Annotated in this window: 15 protein-coding genes; 9 read left to right on the top strand and 6 right to left on the bottom strand. The window is 66.8% G+C overall.

All coding sequences use genetic code 11. The features are described from left to right. The first annotated feature begins 58 nt into the window (after positions 1-58). From ACW7G1_RS14495 to ACW7G1_RS14485, 3 genes are all read left to right on the top strand, one after another. On the top strand, positions 59-1837 hold the full coding sequence (locus ACW7G1_RS14495) for a gamma-glutamyltransferase family protein (RefSeq protein ID WP_456980467.1): 1779 nt from the start codon (positions 59-61) through the stop codon (positions 1835-1837). Then, positions 1837-3126 (top strand): FAD-dependent oxidoreductase, encoded by a 1290-nt coding sequence (locus ACW7G1_RS14490; RefSeq protein WP_456980466.1) that lies wholly within the window; start codon positions 1837-1839, stop codon positions 3124-3126. Before ACW7G1_RS14495 ends, ACW7G1_RS14490 begins: the two co-directional genes overlap by 1 nt. Before the next feature lie 84 nt (positions 3127-3210). Next, positions 3211-4161: a LysR family transcriptional regulator gene (locus ACW7G1_RS14485; RefSeq protein ID WP_456980465.1), complete on the top strand. Its 951-nt coding sequence runs from the start codon at positions 3211-3213 to the stop codon at positions 4159-4161. A gap of 31 nt (positions 4162-4192) precedes the next feature. Here the strand turns inward: ACW7G1_RS14485 and ACW7G1_RS14480 are convergent, their stop codons facing one another. Together ACW7G1_RS14480 and rsgA are read right to left on the bottom strand one after the other, a co-directional pair. After that, entirely contained in the window at positions 4193-5452 is a 1260-nt protein-coding gene (locus ACW7G1_RS14480) for a flavohemoglobin expression-modulating QEGLA motif protein (RefSeq protein ID WP_456980464.1), read from the bottom strand. Further along, positions 5439-6626, bottom strand: a complete 1188-nt coding sequence (gene rsgA / locus ACW7G1_RS14475; RefSeq protein WP_456980463.1) for a ribosome small subunit-dependent GTPase A — start codon at positions 6624-6626, stop codon at positions 5439-5441. The genes ACW7G1_RS14480 and rsgA overlap by 14 nt, the downstream gene beginning before the upstream one ends. Positions 6627-6807: 181 nt before the next feature. Here rsgA and ACW7G1_RS14470 point away from each other — a divergent pair, with 181 nt between their 5' ends. The 3 genes from ACW7G1_RS14470 to ACW7G1_RS14460 are packed head-to-tail and all read left to right on the top strand — an operon-like array spanning position 6808 to position 9468. Next, positions 6808-8094: an aminotransferase class I/II-fold pyridoxal phosphate-dependent enzyme gene (locus ACW7G1_RS14470; protein ID WP_456980462.1), complete on the top strand. Its 1287-nt coding sequence runs from the start codon at positions 6808-6810 to the stop codon at positions 8092-8094. Position 8095: 1 nt separating this feature from the next. Beyond that, positions 8096-8776, top strand: a complete 681-nt coding sequence (locus tag ACW7G1_RS14465; RefSeq protein ID WP_456980461.1) for an SGNH/GDSL hydrolase family protein — start codon at positions 8096-8098, stop codon at positions 8774-8776. Beyond that, on the top strand, positions 8776-9468 hold the full coding sequence (locus ACW7G1_RS14460; protein ID WP_456980460.1) for a methyltransferase domain-containing protein: 693 nt from the start codon (positions 8776-8778) through the stop codon (positions 9466-9468). Before ACW7G1_RS14465 ends, ACW7G1_RS14460 begins: the two co-directional genes overlap by 1 nt. Positions 9469-9503: 35 nt before the next feature. Here the strand turns inward: ACW7G1_RS14460 and ACW7G1_RS14455 are convergent, their stop codons facing one another. Then, positions 9504-10340: a polysaccharide deacetylase family protein gene (locus ACW7G1_RS14455; RefSeq protein WP_456980459.1), complete on the bottom strand. Its 837-nt coding sequence runs from the start codon at positions 10338-10340 to the stop codon at positions 9504-9506. Between the two features lie 72 nt (positions 10341-10412). Between ACW7G1_RS14455 and grxD the strand changes: the two genes are divergently transcribed. Next, positions 10413-11342 (top strand): Grx4 family monothiol glutaredoxin, encoded by a 930-nt coding sequence (grxD, locus tag ACW7G1_RS14450; protein ID WP_456980458.1) that lies wholly within the window; start codon positions 10413-10415, stop codon positions 11340-11342. 56 nt (positions 11343-11398) lie between these two features. Here the strand turns inward: grxD and ACW7G1_RS14445 are convergent, their stop codons facing one another. Together ACW7G1_RS14445 and ACW7G1_RS14440 are read right to left on the bottom strand one after the other, a co-directional pair. Beyond that, positions 11399-11941, bottom strand: coding sequence for a DUF924 family protein (locus tag ACW7G1_RS14445; protein ID WP_456980457.1), 543 nt, complete (start codon positions 11939-11941; stop codon positions 11399-11401). Positions 11942-12035: 94 nt separating this feature from the next. Beyond that, positions 12036-12635, bottom strand: coding sequence for a lysozyme inhibitor LprI family protein (locus ACW7G1_RS14440; RefSeq protein WP_456980456.1), 600 nt, complete (start codon positions 12633-12635; stop codon positions 12036-12038). 173 nt (positions 12636-12808) lie between these two features. Between ACW7G1_RS14440 and ACW7G1_RS14435 the strand changes: the two genes are divergently transcribed. Further along, entirely contained in the window at positions 12809-14263 is a 1455-nt protein-coding gene (locus ACW7G1_RS14435) for an amidohydrolase (RefSeq protein WP_456980455.1), read from the top strand. 35 nt (positions 14264-14298) lie between these two features. Next, a complete protein-coding gene (locus ACW7G1_RS14430) occupies positions 14299-15591 on the top strand; it encodes an amidohydrolase family protein (protein WP_456980454.1) in 1293 nt (430 codons plus the stop codon). Between the two features lie 109 nt (positions 15592-15700). Here the strand turns inward: ACW7G1_RS14430 and ACW7G1_RS14425 are convergent, their stop codons facing one another. After that, positions 15701-16984 carry an acyltransferase family protein gene (locus ACW7G1_RS14425; RefSeq protein ID WP_456980453.1) on the bottom strand — a complete coding sequence of 428 codons (1284 nt, stop codon included), beginning with the start codon at positions 16982-16984 and terminating at the stop codon, positions 15701-15703. Between the last annotated feature and the right edge of the window lie 128 nt (positions 16985-17112).

The following is a 17112-nucleotide window of genomic DNA, read 5'->3' as shown; positions in this document are numbered from 1 at the left end:
ATCCGCGTGCCATTGAATGTGAGGGGCGCCCATTCAGCTGTGCGGCTACGATTTGCCCATGAGCAAACCCCGTTCTGCCGCCAACGGCGTAGCCGCCCGCCGTCCCGATTTCGCCGCCAGCTTCAACCGGCCTGCCCGCGCACTGCTTGCACTGGTCGGCACGACGCTGCTGCTCGGTTGCCTGGCATTGCCCCGCGACCCCGGGACCGACGCTGGCGAGGGCAAGACCGCAGGCGTGGTGGTCGCCGCCCACCCGCTTGCCGTGGATGCGGGAACGGCGGTGCTGCGCCGCGGCGGGACCGCCATGGACGCCGCCGTTGCCGTCCAGATGATGCTTGGTCTGGTGGAGCCGCAGAGTTCCGGCATTGGCGGCGGCGCCATCATCATGGCCTACGATGCGCGCAGCCAGGCGGTGACCAGTTACATCGGCCGCGAAGCCGCGCCTGCACTGGCCGACGGCACTTTGTTCGAGGACGAAAACCACCAGCCACTGCCGCGCGGTGACGCGATGCTTTCGGGTGGCTCCACGGGCGTTCCCGGTACCGTTGCGGTTTTCTCACAGGCCCAGCGCGAGCACGGGAAGCTGGCGTGGGAAGAGTTGTTCACGGAAACCATCCAGCAGGCCGAGCAGGGTTTCGTCATCACCCCCCGGCTTGAGGAACACATCCAGGGCACGTTCCCGCAGGCGTCCGCGCCGGACGTGCGCCAATTTTTCTCCACCCCCGATGGCCAATTGAAGGGGACCGGCGACCTGCTGCGTAACCCCGACTATGCCGAGACCCTGCGCAAGATCGCGCAGGGCAACGAGCAGGCGTTCTATAGCGGTGAGCTTGCCAGCGCCATTGTTGCGCGCACCCATGAACTGCCGCGTCCCGGGCAGCTCAGCATGCAGGACATGGCGGATTACACAGCGGAAAAGACCGAGCCGCTGTGCCGCCCCCTGCGCGCCTACATCATCTGCGTGCCGCGTCCGCCGACCAGTGGCGTGGGGCTGCTGCAGCTCATGGCATTGCTGGACGAGACCGACATCGACCAGCGCGGTCCCGAAGACCCGCAGTCATGGTTCCTGTTCGCCGAAGCCAGCCGCATCATGTACGCCGATCGTGACCACTATGTCGGCGATCCGGCCTTTGACGACGTCCCCGTCGATGGCCTGCTCGACCCGGCCTACGTCGACCAGCGCCGCGGGTTGATCGGGAACACGGCAGGCCCGGCCCCCCAACATGGGCAGCCACCCGGCGCGGGTGCGCGTGGACCCGACCGTACCGACGAGCCCGGCGGCACCAGCCACTTTGTCGTGATCGACCAATGGGGCAATGCTGCCTCGGTCACCACCACGATCGAGTCGTTTTTCGGGTCTGGCCGCATGGTTGACGGGTTTTTCCTGAACAACGAGCTGACGGATTTCTCCTGGTCCAGCGGCGCTGGCGACGACGGTGCCGCCAATGCGATCGCCGGCGGCAAGCGCCCGCGGTCCTCGATGACGCCGATCATCATTCTCGACCGCGACGGACGCTTTGTCGGCGCCCTGGGCTCGCCCGGCGGGTCTGCCATCCCGGCCTATATTGGCAAGGCGCTGGTCGGCCTGGTCTATTGGGACATGCCACTGCAGGACGCGGTGGACCTGCCCAACCTGGTTGCGCGCGGCAGCCACTTCAACGGTGAAGCGTCCCGTTTCCCGGAAGCCGTGCTGGACGCGCTTTCGCAGCGTGGAGTGACGATACGCGCGGGTTCCGGCGAGGATTCCGGCCTGCATGGGGTGTTCTACCGCGATGGCGTGCTCGAATGGGCCGCCGACCCTCGGCGTGAAGGCGTGGGCAAACTGGTAACGCACTGATGGCCAGCACCGTCAAACCGCCCCGCTCCGCCCCGGATGGGCCTGAGACTCCGGCGAGCGCAAGCAGCGACGTCGATGATGCCCTCGTCGACGTCACCATCGTGGGCGCGGGCGTGGTCGGCATGGCAACCGCGTACGCAGCGGCCCGCCGCGGTCTGTCGGTGCGCATCGTTGATCGCGCATCCGGCCCGGCGATGGGCGCGTCCTTCGCCAACGGCGCTCAACTCAGTTACGCCTACACCGAGTCGATGGCCAGCCCATCGCTTTGGACCAAGCTGCCATCGATTGCGTTGGGCATGGACCAGGCGTTGTCGATGCGCTGGTCGCTGGATCCGGACTTCCTGCGCTGGGGCATCGCCTTCCTCGCCAATGCCACGCCGGAAAAATTCCGCGCGAACACGCTTGCCGTACTCGATCTGGCGGCACAGTCGCGCGCGGCAATGGACGACCTGCTGCAGCGCCATGACATCGCCTTCGAGCACACCACTCCGGGCAAGATGCACCTTTTCCGTGACGCTGGCGCGCTGGACGCCGCCGCCGCCATGGTGGCGACCAAGCAGAAGCACGGCGTAGAGCAAAGTATCCTCAGCCCGCAGCAGGCGATCGACATCGAGCCGGCATTGGCAGGCGCGTCCGGCCTGGTCGGCGTGGTGCATTCGCCGGCGGAGGAGGCAGGTGATCCGCAGCGATTCTGCGTGGGCTTGCTGGCGTTGCTGGTGGCCGATTACGGGGTGACGGCGTGCTTCAACTTCGACGTGGCGAAGCTCGCGACCACGCCGGAGGGTGTCTACCTGGAAGCGCGCGACGGCCGGCGACTGCGGTCGCGCAAGCTGGTGTCCTGCGCTGGCGTGGATGCTGTGGCGCTTGCGCGGGACATGGGCATGCGACTGCCGCTGCTGCCGGTGAAGGGTTACTCGTTCACGGCCACGCCGGGAACCATGGCGCCGCGGGTCAGCATCACCGACATCGATCGCAAGCTGGTGTTCTGTCGGCTGGGTGACAAGTTGCGCGTGGCGGGCCTGGCCGAGGTCGGCAATCGCAGCGCGGCCGTCGACCCACGCAGGGCGGAGCATCTGGTGGCGATGGCCCGTGAATCCCTTCCTGCCGCCGCCCAGTACGACGCGGTCGACAGTACGTGGGCGGGTCTGCGTCCGATGACGCCCAGCTCGGTGCCGATCATCCAGCGGATTCAACCCAACCTCGTGGTCAACGTCGGTCACGGCATGTTGGGCTGGACGCTGGCGATGGGTGCCGGCGAGCGGGCAATGCAAGCGCTGCTGGAGAAGTAGCCGGGCGCGCCACCGGCATCTGCGCCGCGTGGTCGCTTTGGGCATGTTTTGTCATGTTTGATCTGGCTGCCCTAAGATCAGGGGATGCGCCTTCGTCAAATTGAAGTGTTCCACGCCGTCTATACGACCGGCTCGATCAGTGCCGCTGCGCGTGCACTGCATGTATCCCAGCCTTCGGTGAGCAAGGTGCTGCACCACACGCAGTCCAAGCTCGGGTTGCAGCTGTTCACGCTGGTGCGGGGTCGTCTGGTTGCCACGGACGAAGCGCATGCGCTGTTTGTGGAAGTCAACGAGATATTCGAGCGCCTGGGATCGCTGCAGAAGACCATCAGCAACATCAAGAATATCGGCGGTGGCCACATCCGTCTTGGCGTGGTGCCGTCTCTGGGTTTACATGTCGCGCCATTGGCGGTCGCCCGTTTTCGCCGTATGCATCCGGAAATCACTTTCGACGTGCAGACCTTGCACCACGACGAACTGTTCCAGGCGCTCTATGAGCGTACCTGCGACATCGCGATCGCCTACGCGCCGCCACTGCACCCGCGCATGAAGCGACGTCTGCTGAAAACCGCGCAGATGATGCTGCTTTTCCAGAACGACGATGTCCCCGACGTGGGTGAATCGGTTCCCCTGTCGCTGATGCATGGACGCGAGGTGGTCGGGCTGACCGCCAGCGGGCCGGTCGGTGATGCACTCGCCAGCGAGTTGCGGCGCAGCAACGTGGCCATCCGCGAAGTCGTGTCGAACCAGACCTTCTATACCGCTGCCGCACTGACCCGCCATGGCGCGGGGATGACGGTGGTCGACGAGTTCACCGCCCGCGCCACGGTGCAGGACGATGTTTCTTTCCGTCCGTTTGCACCGCCGATCCGGTTCAACGTGGATTGCGTCTTTCTTGAGGACCGGCGACCGTCGAAAGCGGCGGAGGAGTTCATCAGCCTGTTCAAGTCGATTATCGGCGAGATCCAGGACGGACCGGAAAGCGACTCTGCCGAGACCGAATCACCTGCCCTGGTGGCTGACGACGGGCAATAAGCACTGCCCGCCGGCTGTCACAGCTTCATCCTCAGATATCCGCAAAGTCCGTGTCGTCGATCGTGTCCAGCCGGATCTGGTTGGCGAACAGCGAGAACGCGAGCATGCCGGCCAGGCCGTTGGCGCGGGCGACCCAGGTCGGCAGCCAGCGCGGTGGCAGCAGCACGCCGGACTCGAACAGTGGCGCCAGCCGTTGCACGTCGCCCAATGTCATCTTGCCGGCGAACAGCCAGCGGCACAGGCGCAGCTGGCGTCGCCGCAGGGCCCAGCGGAAGAACGTGTGGACGCCGATCAGGCCGCGCAGGTAGACGGTGTCCTTGGTGAAGGCGTGACCGCCGGTGGTCGGCACACCACGGAACACGCGCTGGGCTGATGCGAAGCTTTCCTGCGGGGTTTGACCGCTGTCGAGGAAGAAGCGGAATACCTCGATGAAATCCGCACCTTCCAGCGCTTGCGCGATGGCCTCGATACGCAGGCTCAGGCGCTTCATCCGGCTGATATCGATGGCGCCGGTGATCTGCTCGGCAAAGGTCGCCAGCCCTTCCTGGGTCGCGGTTGCACGTGGCGAGGACAACGCCAGGCTACCCAGCACTGGTTGCTCGCGGCCGTTGAGCGCGCTGAGCGAGTGGACGAAGGCTTCGTGCTGCAACAGCTGGTGGCGATCGTAATCGGTGAAAGCCGCGCCGGTGCGCAGGCGGATCCGGGTCGCACCGGCGGCGGCCTTGGCGATCAGGTCAGGATCCAGCACGACCTCGATCATGCGGTCGTTGAAGTAGTCGTCCAGGTCGCCCTGCAATTGCAGTTGCAGGGCGGTGGCGGAAATCTCGACCTGCTCGGCGGGCGAGACGAGTTCGCGGTCGAACTGGTCCGCGATCTCGATGAAATGCCGCGCCGCCACGCGCGCGCTTGGTCCGTTACCTGGCAATGGTGCATCAACGCTGCCGTAGAGCTGTTGCGACAGCTCGGTGACTGCCGGGGTCCCAAGCGCCTCGCACAGCCGGGCCGCGGTTTCCCAGCTGGAAGTGGCGTCGATCAGGTACTGGCCCAGCGGGTGGCTGGCATCGGCTTCGCGCGCGATCGCGGCCAACTCGGTGCGGGCTTCGCTGAAGTCGTGGCGGGGATAGGCGACCTGCGGCAACCGGGTGACGCCGCGGGCGTGGTCGGCGAGAAACGTGCTCGCGGTTGCGGCCGGCCAGCTGGCAAGGGTCAGCACCTTGATCCCGCGCGCCGCCTGCACCATGCGCGCGTCCAGCGCGGTGTGGTGGGCGATGTCGGGGTCAGTCTTCGCCATAGTCGTCGTCGACCTGGGGCCGTTGCCGCGGGGGTTTTCCGGGGGGTTTCCCGGGCGACTTTCCCGCAGGCTTGGCGGCCGCATTCTTTCCCGTTGCCGTGGCAGCCGGGGTGGCCGCGACGTTCTGCGCGCGACGTGCTGCCAGCTTTTCCGCGGCGCCGGCAACTTCCTCTTCCAACTTGAGGTAGTTGGTGAAACGGCGCGGGTCCAGCTTGCCGGCCTCGATGGCCGCGCGGATCGCACAGCCCGGCTCCTGGTCGTGTTTGCAATCGCGGAACTTGCAGCGCTCTGCCAGCGCTTCGATATCGCCGAAGTTCTCGGCGACAACCTCCTCCCCGGTTGGCTTCAACTCGCGCATGCCGGGGGTATCGATCAGGCAGGCGCCGGTCGACAACGGAATCAGCGCGCGATGGGTGGTGGTGTGGCGGCCGCGCTCGTCGCTTTCACGCACCGCACCGGTCTTCATGCGCTCGCTGCCGACCAGGGTGTTGGTCAGGGTCGACTTGCCCGCGCCGGAGCTGCCCACCAGCACTGCGGTGGTGCCCGGCCGCAACCATGGATTGAGGGATGCGACGCTGTCGGGGTCGCGGGCATTGACGGCGCGCACCGCGACATCCTGCGCGGCCAGTTCAATCAACGCGGCCAGTGAGTCGGGGATATCGTCCGCTTCGTCGGCCTTGGTCAGCACCACGACCGGCTCTGCGCCGCTGCCGCTGACCAGCAACAGGTAGCGCTCGATCCGGCGCGGGTTGAAGTCCGCGTCCAGCCCGCAGACCACGAACACGGTGTCGATGTTGGCCGCGATCAACTGCTGTTTGTAATGCTCACCGGCGGCGCCGCGCTTGATCGCGGTGCGTCGCGGCAGCAGGGCGACGATCTGGTCCTTCTCGATGGCATCGAGCACCAGCACCCAGTCACCCACGCCGGCGCGCTGCTCGGTCGGGGTCATGCCCTGCTTGTAGCTCGGCGCGCGTTGCCATTCGGGCAACGACTCCACCGGGAAACTGTGGTCTGGCCCGTCGGCGACGACATAGCCGCTGCGATGCTGCTCGACCACGCGCGCCGGGCGAGCTTGCGGAAACTGCGCCATCAGCTCGCGCCATTCGGCGACCGCGGGTAGGCCGTCGTCGTCAAGCGGCCAGCCGATCGCCTGCAGGGCGAGCTCGGGACTCACGGAAAGTGGCGGAATCGGCGCATGGGGCGATTTTACCTATATGTCCTGCCCGTCTGCGCGCCGGGACCGCTTGGCAGACGTGGCGATGACGCAACTGCGATGGCCAGGGCAAACCCGGCCGCTGCGAAACCGCGCGGGAATCGGATAGTCTGGCGGAACATCCTTATCCAGCCTGACCGCGATGCCTCCGTCCCAGCTCAAAACCCGTGCCCGTCTGTCTGAAGTCCGATATGAGATCCGCGGCGAGCTCGCCCGCCGGGCACGTGAACTGGAGTCGCAGGGCCGCACCCTGATCAAGCTCAATATCGGCAACCCCGGTGCGTTCGGCTTCCGTGCCCCGCCGCACCTGCAACGGGCGATTGCCGGACGTATTGCCGATACCGACCCCTATACCCATCAGCAAGGCCTGCCGGCGGCGCGCGAGGCGATTGCGGAATTCCACCGGCAACGTGGCACGCCCAGCGTGGCGGCGGAGCGGGTGTTCATCGGCAATGGCGTCAGCGAGCTGATCGACCTGTCACTGCGCGCCCTGCTCAACCCCGGCGACGAGGTGCTGCTGCCATCGCCCGATTACCCGTTGTGGTCGGCCGCGACGATCCTCAACGACGGCCGTCCGGTGTACTACCGCTGCGCGCCGGAGAATGCCTTCCTGCCCGACCCGGTGGAAATCGAATCACTGGTATCGGAGCGCACCCGCGCGATCGTGCTGATCAACCCGAACAACCCGACCGGAGCGAGCTACCCGCGCGAGTTGCTGTTGCAGCTGGTCGATATCGCCGCGCGTCATGGCCTGTTGCTGATGTGCGACGAGATCTACGACTCGATTCTCTACGACGACGCCAGGTTCGAGCCGATCGCGCCGCTGGCCGGCAACCTGCCGTGCCTGTCGTTCGGCGGGTTGTCCAAGGTCCATCGTGCCTGTGGCTGGCGGGTGGGCTGGGCGGTACTGTCGGGCGATCCGGCGTTGAGCGCGGACTTCCACCACGCGATGGACCTGCTGGGCGCGTTGCGCTTGTGCTCGAACGTCCCCGGGCAGTTCGCCATCGAAGCCGCCCTGCATGGCGAGGACACCATCAGCGAACTGTGCGCTCCGGGTGGTCGGCTGCACGAGGCGCGCCGGATGGTGATCGAGGCGGTCGCCGCCAGCCATTACCTGGAACTGGTCACCCCTGCCGCCGCGCTGTACGCGTTCCCGGCCGTGACCGGCATCGCCGGCTTCGACGACCACGCCTTCGCGCTGGAATTGCTGGAGACCGAAGACGTCCTGGTCGTCCCGGGTTCCAGCTTCAACGTGCCCTACCGCAACCATTTCCGGGTCACTCTGCTGCCGCAGCCCGAGCAGCTGGCCGAGGTGTTCCGCCGTATCGAGCGGGTGCTGGAGCGGATCGCGGCGCGGACGAACCCGTCCGCAGCCGACCGCCCGGCGCCAGCCATCACAACCCTGCCAACGCGGGTCGCGGTGGCCTGACATGAGCCCGCTACGCTATCTCGCCCTCGGTGACAGCTACACAATCGGCGAGGGCGTGTCCGAGGTCGACCGCTGGCCGGTGGTGCTGGCCGCACAGCTGCGCCATGCCGGCATTGATGTCGCCGCGCCACGCGTGATCGCCACCACCGGCTGGACCACCGACGAGCTGTCGAGCGCCATGGATCTGGAGGAGCCACTGGGCTGTTGGGACTTCGTCAGCCTGCTGATCGGGGTCAACAACCAGTACCGCGACCGCAGCGTGGCCGAGTACCGCGGCGAGTTCCACGACTTGCTGCGGCGTGCGATCGCGCTGGTGGACGGACGCGCCGACCGGGTGCTGGTGTTGTCGATCCCGGATTGGGGGGTGACGCCGTTCGCGATCGCACAAGGCCGCGTCGGCGCCCTGATTGCCGAACAGCTGGATGCCTACAACGCGGTCGCCGCCGAACTGTGCACACGCCATGGGGTCGCGTTTGTCGACATTACCCCGGTCAGCCGTACGCATGGCGGTGAGGTCTCGATGCTGGTCGACGACGGCCTGCATCCATCGGCGCCGATGTACCAGCGATGGGCCACGCAGGCGTTTCCGATCGCACGCGAACTGCTGGGCGATGGTGCCCACACGACCGACCTCGGTGCCGCGCCGGGCTCAGGTTCCGGCGATCATCCCGACCGCCGCTGATGGGGCCGACCGTACGTCCGTTCTCCCGAGAGCGCGCCCGACGCATCGCCAGCGCATTCGGGCCGGGCGGCGACGGCAACCGCTGGGACCATTACTACAGCCGCGGCAAGCTGGGCAGCGACCCGCTTTATCCCGGCGTCTGTGCGGCCTTGCGCGGCAGTAGCCAGCCGCTGCTGGACCTGGGTTGCGGCCTGGGCCTGCTGGCACATGCGTTGCGCGAGGATGGCCTGAAGCTGGGCTATCGCGGGGTCGACAACGACGCGGGCAAGATCGCGCGCGCCAGCAGCGCAGCACAACGACAGGGCCTGGTGGACGTCGCCTTCGATTGCATCGATCTTGCACGCGGACTGCCGGATCATCGCGGCAGTGTCGCGATCCTCGATGTGCTGCAGTTCCTCGCGCCCGACGCACAACACCGCACCCTCGACACGACCATCGCGATGCTCACGCCCGGCGCCCGGCTGGTGATCCGGACCGGACTGGACGACGGCAGCGCGCGTGCCCGCATCACCCATGCAGTCGACGTGTTCTCGCGGCTGGTGGGCTGGATGAATACCGGTCCACGCCGTTACCCGGACGAAGCCACGTTGCGTGAGCGCTTCAATGCGGCGGGCCTGCACTCACGGTTCACGCCGCTGTATGGCAACACGCCGTTCAACAACTGGCTGGTGGTGGCGGCCAGACCTGGATGAGACTGACGCTGGACGCATATCTCCGGTCGACGCCGTCACCGCAGATCGGCTTCCAGCATTTCCGGCAACACGGTCCGGTAACCCAACCCGTCCAGCCGGTGCAGCAACAGCTCGATCGTCTCCACGTTGCGACCGTGCGGCGCGCCTTCGTGCATCAATACAATCGCGCCGGGAGCGAGGTCACGCTCGATCCGTGCCACGACCTTGGCCGGATCGGCCACCACGGCGTCGTAGCCACGTGCACTCCAGGCCACCCGGGCCAGACCCTGATCGCGCAGCGCGGCGGCGGCAAACGGGTTGGCCATCCCGACCACGGCACGGAACCAGCGCGGCGTGACACCACTGATTTGGGTCAGCACCACTTGCGCCTGCGCCACCTGGGCGCGCATCCGCGCCGGACCGAGCGCCCAGAAAACCGCCTGCGGATGGCCGTGGCTGTGGTTGCCCAGTCCATGGCCGCGCCGGACGATCTCGCGCACCAGCTCCGGTCGCGCCTGCGCGCGCTCACCGACGACAAAGAAGGTTGCCTTCGCGCCATGCCGGTCCAGCAGTTCCAGCAGCGCAGCGGTATCGTCGGATGGGCCGTCGTCAATCGTCAGCCATACCAGCTTCTGCCGGGTCGGCAATCGCGACAGCACCGGGCTGAACAGCGCCGAGTCGGCCTTCAGCGTGCCCCACAGGAACGGCAGGTGGCTGGCAAGCATCAAGGGCAACCCGACCTTCCAACTCCACAGCCACCAAGCCGCGGCAACCAGCAACTGCGACAGCAGCAAGGCGATCCAGCAGGCATGGGGGTGGCGCGGAACGCGGTGCAGGCGGGCAATGGGCATGATCTGGACGGACATGATCTGGACGGAACTGATCTGGATCATGCCAGCGTCAGGCGCGCCTCGGTACACTTGCATAATTGCCTGACACCTCCACCCGCATTACGGAAACCTGCCATGTCCCTCGACCCCGCCCTGCGTTCGCGTATCGAACAACTGCTTTCCACCAATAACGTCGTCCTGTTCATGAAAGGTGAGCCGAACGCGCCACAGTGCGGCTTCTCGGCCAAGGCGGTCGGCGCATTGGGGGCCACCGGCGTTGCCTATCAGCATGTCGACGTGCTGTCGGACCCGGATATCCGCGAAGGCATCAAACAGTACGGCCAGTGGCCGACGATCCCGCAGCTGTACATCGGCGGCGAGTTGATCGGCGGTAGCGACATCATCGAGCAGATCGCCAACTCCGGCGAGCTGTACACCGCGCTGGGCGTTCCCGCTCCCGACCGCACCCCGCCACCGATCACCATCACCCCGGCGGCGGCAAAAATGCTGGGCGAGGCGGTGGCCAACGCCGGTGACGGCTATGCGCTGCAGGTCGAGATCGATACCCGCTTCAACGCCAAGCTGCAGCTGGCACCGGTGGACGCCGCCGCGATCACCAGCGAAACCGAAGGCCTGCGGGTGCAGTTCGACCTGGCCAGCGCCCAGCGCGCGCACGGGCTGACGATCGACTGGGCCGACGACGCGCGCGGCCGCGGGCTGGTGATCGAAAACCCGAACGCACCGCCGAAGGTCAACTCGATCAGTGTCAGCGACACGGCGGCCAAGGTGGCAGCCGGTGAGCTGATGGTGGTGGACGTACGCCCTGCCGATGAGCGCGAAAAAGCGTCCATCAAGGTGCCGTTCAAGACTCTTGACGGGGACGCCAGGACCGAATTGGAAGCATTGCCCAAGGACACCGCGATCGCGTTCCTCTGCCACTCCGGCGGCCGTAGTGCACAAGCTGCTGAGCACTTCCGCAGCTTGGGCTTTACCCGCCTGTCCAACGTCGAAGGTGGCATCGCCGCGTGGAGCGAGCAAGTCGACTCCAGCGTGCCGACCTACTGATCGGCCCGGCAACCACCCCGGACATGCGTGTCATGCCCCGGGGTGCGGTTGGTTAATCAGCCACTGAACCCGCCCTCATCCAGCCAGGCTTGCTCGGTCGGCGTGGTTGCCCGCCCCAGCAGATGGTTGCGATGCGGGAAGTGGCCAAAACGCTCGACGACGCCATGGTGGTGCACGGCCCACTTGTCGGCATCGGGTTGATCCATCGACTGGTAAAGCTCAAGCGCCCGCTGCTGGTCGAGCATCGCCTCGGAATGCACGAACGGCAGGTAGAAGAACGTCCGTAGCGACGCCTCCACCTGGACATCGAAGCCGCGGCCGATGGCGCGCTCGGCGACCGCTCGCGCCATCGGGTCGGTCGCATAAACGTGCGCGCTCCCGCGAAATACGTTGCGGGGTATCTGGTCCAACAGCAGCACCAGCGCCAGTGCACTGTCGGCCGACTCGCCCCAGCTTTCCAGTTCGCCCCGCGATGCTGCCATGTGCGCATCCAGCAGGCGTTCGCGGCAGCTGACATCAAACCTGGCACCGCCCTTGAACCACAGTTCCGGTCCCGCATCACGCCAGAACTCGACGACTTCCTGCGCCGTAATATCCATTGCCTGCCCTCATCACCTGGTTTGGGAACCGACATTATCAGGGAGCCCGTTATTGTCGCTGCAGTGCTTTTCGCTGCAACGCCTAGGCGCGGCGTCAGCCCGACACGCCCTCGTCGAGCACGTCCTCGTCGAGATCTCCGTCGCCCAGTTGGGTCTCCAGCTCGGTGATCCATGCAACGGTGATGCTTTCCAGGGTGACGGCATGGATCAGCGGCTGGATGGCGCCGCCTGAATAGGTCTCGGCAATGAAGCGCGCATACCGCTCGCGATACCCCAGCCAACCCAGGTGCACCGCCTCGAAGGCCGCCAGGCCATGGCCATCCAGCTCGGCGCGCAGGCGCACGACCAACTGGTCCAGGTGGGCGTCGGCCTGCTGGAAAGAGCTGATCGCGCGCAGGTTCATCGCCTCTTCGTCCAGCGACTGGTCATCACGTTCCCGCGCGACCAGCTCGACCTGGCTGACGTAGCGGTCGGCCATGCGGACCGCGGCCTCGGCCTTGCCGATCAGCTGGCTCTCGAACCGGCGCAGCTCATCCAGGCTGGTATTGGCTCCCTCCAGGCCCTGCTTCAGGGTCAGCAGCTTCTGGTTGCGTTCTATCGCGTCAACCGTGTTGCGCCGCTCGACCCGGCGCCGGGCGAAGTAGAACGCCCAGGTCAGCACGGCACCCAGCAGCAGATAGATCCCTTGTTCCATGACGCAGTCCTCCCAAGGCCGACAGTGTGCCGTGCACACGTCGCAGAAGTTGCGATGGCTGCGGTATCCATGACCATCGTCAGGGTTGGCACCAACACGGACCACCGCTACGGTGCAGGCAGACTGTCGCATCGTCATCGCCAGCGTACGCACTCAACCCCGGGGACTTCAAAATGCTTCGTTTACCTGTTGCCGCGTTAGCGGTTGCGCTCGGGCTTGCGCTCGCCAGCGGCGCCCATGCTGACAGCGGCGATCGCTCATCGTCGTTCGCCAATGACCCCTACCCCAGTACTTATGAACGGATTGCCGCGCCACCGGTGCTGATCCGCGGCGCGACCGTGCTCACTGGCACCGGCGTGCGCCTGGACAACGCCGACGTGGTGATGGCTGATGGCCGCATCGTGGAAGTCGGCACCGGGCTGGCCGCGCCCACCGGCGCCACCGTGGTCGATGGCAGCGGCAAGTGGGTTACTCCGGGCATCATCGACGTGCACTCGCACCTGGGGGTTTACCCCAGCCCCGGCGTGCGCGCCCACAGCGACGGCAACGAGGCCACCGCACCGGTGACGGCCGCCGTCTGGGCCGAGCATTCGGTATGGCCGCAGGACACGGGCTTCAACGCGGCCCGCGCCGGTGGCGTCACCTCGCTGCAGATCCTGCCCGGCTCGGCCAACCTGGTGGGCGGACGCGGTGTGACCCTGAAAAACGTGCCCGCTGTCAGCTATCAGGCGATGAAGTTTCCTGGCGCTCCCTGGGGCCTGAAGATGGCCTGCGGCGAGAACCCCAAGCGCGTGTATGGCGACAAGGGCGGGCCGTCGACCCGGATGGGCAACGTCGCCGGCTACCGCGCCGCGTTCATCGAGGCGACCGAATACCTTGAGAAGCATGGCAAGTCCGCGAAGAAGTCGGAAAAGCGCCGCTGGTGGCAGTCGGAGGAGAACTCCGACGGCGGCAAGGACAAAGGCAACGGCGGCAAGCGCGACCTCGAAATGGAAACGCTGGCCGGCGCGATCGCCGGCGACATCAAAGTCCACATCCATTGCTACCGCGCCGACGAGATGGCGACGATGCTCGACCTGGCCGACGAGTTCAACTTCAAGATCGCCGCGTTCCACCATGGCGTGGAGGCTTACAAGCTGGCCGACCGGCTGGCCGAAGAAGGCACCTGTGCCGCTCTGTGGGCCGACTGGTGGGGCTTCAAGATGGAAGCCTTCGACGGTATCCAGGAGAACATCGCGATCGTCGATCGCCCGGCCGGCAGCTGCGCGATCGTGCACAGCGACTCGGAGGAAGGCATCCAGCGGCTCAACCAGGAGGCGGCCAAGGTCATGGCACACGCGAAGCTGGCCGGCATGGAGATCACTCCCGAGCACGCGATCCAGTGGCTGACCGCCAACCCGGCCAAGTCGATGGGCATCCTCGACCAGACCGGCACCCTGGAGACCGGCAAGATGGCCGACGTGGTGGTCTGGAACGGCACCCCGTTCAGCGTCTACGCACAGGCCGAGCAGGTCTATGTCGACGGCGCGCGCGTGTACGACCGCGATGACCCGGCACGGCAACCGACCTCCGACTTCATGCTTGGCCAGTCGACCGGCGACCGCATCCGCGCCGGAGGTGTGCTGTGAGCCGCGTCGGCAAGGGGCCGGTTGTTCGCGCCTCCATGACATTGCTGGCATTGGCGACGCTGTCGTTCACGGCGCTGGGCGCCAGCGCGCAGGATCTGCTGATCCGCAATGCCACCGTGCATACCGGCGGCACCCCGGCGACGCTGACCAATACCGATGTGCTGGTCAGCGATGGCACCATCCGTGCGATCGGTGCCGCACTGGCCGCCCCGGCCGGCGCCCAGGTCGTCGACGCCCAGGAACGGCGGCTGACGCCGACCCTGTTCGGCGGCATCACCGGCATCGGCATCGAGGAAGTCTCCGGCGAGCGTTCAACCGTCGACAACACCCTCGCGCTCGGCGCCGACACCCACCAGATGACGGTGCGCCCCGAGTTCGACGTGACCCTGGCCTTCAACCCGGCCTCGATACTGATCCCGGTCAGCCGGATCGAGGGCATCGGCTGGACCCTGATCAGCGCCGGCAGCGATGAAGGCGGCTCGATCATCGGCGGCCAGGGCGCAGTGATGCGGCTGAACGGCAGCGTCGACCCGGCCGGCCCGAACGTGTTGTTCGTCGACCTCGGCAGCGACGCCGCCGGCCTCAGCGGCCGCTCGCGCGCCGCCCAATGGATGATCCTGGACCAGTTGATCAGCGAGGCGCGCGGCAAGATCGCGCCCGACGCCAACGCCGCACTGCTGACCCCGGCCGGTCGCGCGACGCTGAAGACGTACCTCGATGGCGGTGGCCGCGTCGTGGTCGAGGTCGACCGCGCCGCCGACATCCGCCAATTGCTGCGCTGGTCCGACCGCCACGGCGTCAACGTCGCAATCGCTGGCGGCGCCGAGGCCTGGAAGCTCGCCCCGCAACTGGCGGCAGCCAAGGTTCCCGTGTTCGTCGACCCGCTGGCCAACCTCCCGTCCAGCTTCGATCAACTCGGCGCCAGCATGGAGAACGCAGCGCGGCTGGATGCCGCCGGTGTCGCAGTCGGCTTCAGCCAGGGCGGCGATGCCAGCCACAACGCGCGCAAGATCCGCCAGCTCGCCGGCAACGCGGTCGCCAATGGGCTGCCATGGGAAGACGGCCTGGCCGGGCTGACCTCGGTGCCGGCGAAGGCATTCGGCGTCGCCGACAAACTCGGCAGCATCGCCGTCGGCAAGCGCGCCGACCTGGTGCTGTGGAGCGGCGACCCGCTGGAGGTCAGCGCGGTCGCACTGCAGGTGTGGTTCGATGGCAAGCCGATCGAGATGCGCAGCCGCCAGACCGAGTTGCGCGACCGTTACCTGCGGCCCCAGGTGCCGCGCGAGAACGGCGGCCTGCCGCGGGCGTATCCGGCCGCGGACCAGTAGCCCCACCGGGGACCAAGCCTTACGATTCCCCGGTTTCGCACCCCGGCCGGGTCCGGTTACGCCGTCTGGGACGACCTTCAAAGCCAAGCCAGTCACTCTTTCCCCCGGTTCATCGGTCCGGGAGCAAGAGATGCTGTGGCCGCTGGTCACGGCGATCGGGATCCGCCACGCGATCATCGGCAACACCGCGCGCACCGACGCTGGAGGTGCCGCAGCGCGGCGCTGACGACCGCGGCGGCTGGCGCTTCATCCCGAACAGCGGCCGCAACCAACGGACGCGGCGGATCACGAACTCGGTGATCAGCACGCTGCCAAACGCGGTCGCCGCCAGAACCAGCGTTGGCTCCAGCCAAGCACCGAGCGACAGCCTGGCCAGCCCGTAGCCCGCCACCACCGTGATCGACTGGTGCAGGACGTACCACGGGTAGACCGACTCGGTCGCGTACGGCAGCCACCGGAACGGCCGGTCCAACAGGTGATGGCCCCACGCCAGCACCAGCAGGATCCATGTCCAGCCGTTGAGGCGCTGGACGAAGTCGTACCGCGCACCCGCGAAACTCACCTCGGACACCGTGTTGAACAGCAGCCAGTAGAACGCCGTGAACGTGCACACCGCCGCCACCAGCAGCCACCAGCGCTGCCGTCTGATCTCGGCCCACAGCTCCGTATCCGCACCGATCCAGTAGCCATAGAGGAACATCGCCCCGTACTGCGCGTGCATGTGCCAGTCGTGCAACAGGTCATGGGTGGTTGGAAAACGCGCCGACAACGCCCAGCTGGCCATCACCAGCGGCAGCACCGGCAACAACCACAGCCGCAGGCCGCGGAGTCCGCGCCACCACCGCGTGAACGCGACTCCAGCGCGGCTGCGCAGCAACGGCAGCAGCGCCGCCAGCAGCAGCGAATAAGCCAGCAGGTACGGCAGGTACCACAGGTGGTTCCAGGTGATGCCCACGTCCGCGCCGTCGAACGCGCCCTGCGGCCACGGCTGGAAGGTGAAGTAGCGGACCAGGAACGCCAGGTAATCGCCTTCGAATGCACCATTCGACACGGTCTGCAGGTACGCCTGCGGCGGCACCACCACCGCCATTCCGAACAGCAGCGGCACCAGCAGGCGTTTCGTCCGCATCCACGCGAACCCCCCGGCGCCGACACTGCGCAGCAGGAAGTGCACCGCCAATCCCGAGATCAGGAACAGCAACGGCATGCGCCACTGGTTGACCATGAGCATCGGCAGCTTCAGCCACGCCAATGAATGGGCGGATTTGATGTGCCAACCCCAGTCCGGCACGTAGAACATGGCGACGTGGTACAGGATCAACAGGGCGAACGCGAACACGCGCAGCGCATCGATGTCGTAGCGGCGGCGGTCACTACCAGTGGCGGCTTTCATGGCGGGGCTCCTCGGATCGAGGGGGCAGCCTCCCCCGCCGCAGCAGCCGCTGGTAGCGTGAAGTGACGCTACGCTGGGCCCGTGGGACAAGTGGTGGGACCGCGGGACGAACGGGGGCGGGCCGCGCT

This window comes from Lysobacter sp. A378 (genome assembly GCF_054052125.1).
Note: the sequence above shows the minus strand (reverse complement) of the source record. Positions and strands in the feature narration are given on the sequence as shown.